Genomic DNA, 3,259 nt, shown 5'->3' on the forward strand with positions numbered 1-3,259 from the left:
AGCAATGGGCTGAAGCACGCAAGATAAGAAAGTGTTTTTACACACTCTGGGCCAAAAGCAGCCTGTCGTAACAAGCCTGAACCAGCAGCTTTCTTACAGACTGCTCGCCGGCTGGACTCTAAAGCCAGCTGCCACTGAATACGGGGAGACGGCGGGAGCCCTGTTTCTTCGGCCAAACCGTCTCGCTAGTATGTGGACACCTGCCACTGGTGCCTTGGGTGCCGAAATGTTTGAAGGGATTCAGAATGATCCGAAGGTTCCGGCTTGAGCAAAAAGGCCGCTACGAGAAGCTGGTAATAGCTCAACGTTTGTCGGACATGGTGGACAACTACCTGGATGGGCGCCCTGCACCGTTGCTGATCGGTGCCGAACAAGGTGGTATCGGCGAATGGGATGACGTGGTCATCTACCATGCGGATGAGCATTATGAGCACTTCCAGATCAAGCGGCAGACGACCCCCTTCAGCGATAAGCACATCGATAAAGCCGACTACATAAAGTCCTATAAACCCAAGGCCGGCAACAAGGCAGCAGCAAGTGCAACGCCAGTTGTCCCGTCCGATAGCGCCATCGACTCTGAGCTCGATAAGGCCATGAAGAGCTTGTCTGCCTGGAGTCTCACACCCCAGTCCAAGCAGCCGCCAGTCCGCGCTTTTTCACTCATCCTGCTCGGCCTGGAAGTTGTCATCAAGGGCAAGCCAAGTGACTCCATCACCGCCAATCACCTGCACGAGTTTTGTCGACTCTGCAAGCAGGACGGTCTTGATCTGGCTGCCCTATCTAGCCGCCCCGATACCCCAACGCAAAACGTCTATAAATGGTTGACGACCTGGTGTGGCTTTACCGACTGGGATCATGTTCGACAAACCATGCGGACACTTACGATCCATGCCGTAGGGAGCGAAGAGAACCTTGAAGAGCGTGCGTGCGAGTCGTTAGGACGGCACTTTAATGATTCGCGGGCAACCCTTGAGAAGCTAGTGGGGTACATTTCTACAAGTACCACGGATGTTAACGCCATCAGCTGTCATGCGATGGCTAACCATCTCAAAGACGCACGCCGGTCAGATGCTGTGACTTGGACGCAATACCTCATGAGGCCGCAGGCTGGATCCAGTTGGATGGTCGCCGGTACCCACAGCTTGAATGGTACGACGAGCTTGCCAGCGGCCCATGCTGCCACGGAAGTTGTCGGTCACCACTGGACAGCGGGCGGTAACAACAGAAGGCTGCGGTTGCACGCTACCTATTGCCCGCCTACGCCAAATACCGTGGCCCTCCACTCGGCCATCCTTCGGCTGGCCCTGCACTTGAAGAGCGGGAGCCATTGCCTGCTTCTGGGTGAGCCGCTTTGGCGCCAAGGCGCTGGGAACGAGTTGGGTAGAACGCTTGGGATCAGCGAGAGTGATCTTGATGAGCTTCCTTGGATAGACAATTCAGAGGCGCTGTCCTGCGCGTCGGGTCGCGAAATCTCGTCGATCCTGGAGGCGCGAGATGAATCTTCAGCACTTCACCGGGCAATGAACAATCTTGTGTGGGAGCAGCTACAAGCCCGCATCACGGCCAGGTTGAACTCGGTATCCGACATGCCATTACTGGCAGCATTGGAACCGAAGTGGCGCTCTTGGGCCGCTGAGCTAACAGCCGACGCCGCTGCGCGTGAGTCACTGTTAGAACAACTCATGTACCCCAAAACAGAAGGCTTAGACGGGAAACACGCGCTGCGCGTCGGGCCTCGTACTGCAGACCTGCTGGAAACCGCCATTCTGATGCTGCTTCTGGTTTGCGTCGCAATCGGTAACGACGATGGCAATTGGCGCGAAATCCCTGACGTTGGGGATGTTCTCAGCATTGCATTGCAGAACTGGTCAGGCGCTTCAGGCGATCACAGTGGCGCCAGGCCTGTTGCCGATGACCTGATGGCCATTTTGGGGCCTTCGCCAGCGTCGGTAGTCATTCTCGCGGGAGTCGAAGGGTCTCCCACGAGCCTACTCGAGTCCGGTATGGCTGATGATTTTGAGACCAGTAACAGCATGGCGGCTGAGCGCCAGCCCAGATTGCTGGTGACACGATTTGGGGTGCTCAAGCACTTGCGTAACGGGACACTCGCCCAGCTAAAGCAGCAATTCCAACGTCATTGGGATGCTTGGCGCGACGCGCGTGAAGCAGCAATCGAAGCTTATAGGGAAGGACACTAATCATGCTGACACTGCAGGAAGTGGCTGGCGCAATCATTCAGCGTGTAGAGGGTCGGTATGACGTGTGTCCCCGGGACGTAACGGAGCTAATGCTGCCTGAGGTCGACTACGACTCGCATGTTCTTCGACTCAAGCGCTCCCACATCGAACGGGCGGGCTGGCGGACGGTTCTGCTCATCGAGCTTCCACTGACGGCCCTTCAGGCAGCCAACCAGTGGGCAGCCGATGTCCGGGATGTGCTGCCCGAACCTGAGACTGCAGACCTCTATATGTTTCTGATGATCAGCGGTATCGCCAAGGATGACGCTGCACGGATTGAGACGGATGACAGATTTTGCCGCAAGGTTGTTGTGCGCGAATCTGAAGCAGCTGGTGATTTTCTTAACCGGACATTCTTGGCGGCCTTGGATCCCGCTGGCGATGTCGAGACGCTGAGCGATCCATTGGTGTCGGCGCTGAACACGCTGTCCAATGCATACCCTTGGTCTGCTCCACACATCGCTGCTTGGAAAACGCAGTTTCTGACCAACCAAAACGGAGCGGATGTGGTGCGTGTTCTTACCGACTCGCTGGGTGAAAGCGAGGTTCAGTCGTGAGCAAGTTGAATTCAATCACCCTGTCGAACCTGCGCAAATTCGGGTCGGAAGTCACCATCGAGCTGAGTCCCGGAGCGACTATTTTGCTCGCGCCCAATGGTACTGGCAAAACAACGGTATTTGAGGCGATCGAGTTTGGCCTAACCGGGAAAATCGCGCGTCTCCGTGACGACCTTGCCCACATCATTCGTGATGATCAGGCGGCAGCGACAGTCAGTCTGAGTTTTTCTGAGTTAACTGCGACATCACGCGTGACTGCAGCGGGCGAGGTCAGCCGGGACGGAGACTTGAGCAGCGTCTTCCCTAATGTGTCTGCAAATGACATCCCATTCTTGCTGCGTCTAACTCACCTCTTGGATCAGAGGGAGAACGGGTGGATCGTTAATGCAGAAGAAAAGGAAGCCGGAACCCTGAACCGCCCCGGGAATTCCGAAGGCTCTTTGGTGTGAGTCACGCCGCTTGGGC

The 3,259-nt window shown here is 56.2% G+C and carries 3 protein-coding genes; all 3 read left to right on the plus strand.

Annotated features, from left to right (window positions below; genetic code table 11):
• Positions 1-245: 245 nt before the first annotated feature.
• From AC2LD7_RS21835 to AC2LD7_RS21845, 3 genes are read left to right on the plus strand one after another with little or no spacing between them, the layout of a single operon-like run.
• On the plus strand, positions 246-2,198 hold the full coding sequence (locus AC2LD7_RS21835) for an ABC-three component system protein (protein ID WP_041013717.1): 1,953 nt from the start codon (positions 246-248) through the stop codon (positions 2,196-2,198).
• Between the two features lie 2 nt (positions 2,199-2,200).
• Positions 2,201-2,794 (plus strand): ABC-three component system middle component 1, encoded by a 594-nt coding sequence (locus AC2LD7_RS21840; protein ID WP_003298911.1) that lies wholly within the window; start codon positions 2,201-2,203, stop codon positions 2,792-2,794.
• Complete coding sequence (locus AC2LD7_RS21845; RefSeq protein ID WP_484599702.1) at positions 2,791-3,243, plus strand: AAA family ATPase; 453 nt, start codon at positions 2,791-2,793, stop codon at positions 3,241-3,243. The genes AC2LD7_RS21840 and AC2LD7_RS21845 overlap by 4 nt, the downstream gene beginning before the upstream one ends.
• Positions 3,244-3,259 lie beyond the last annotated feature (16 nt).

The sequence above is a fragment of the Stutzerimonas sp. genome (genome assembly GCF_982611455.1).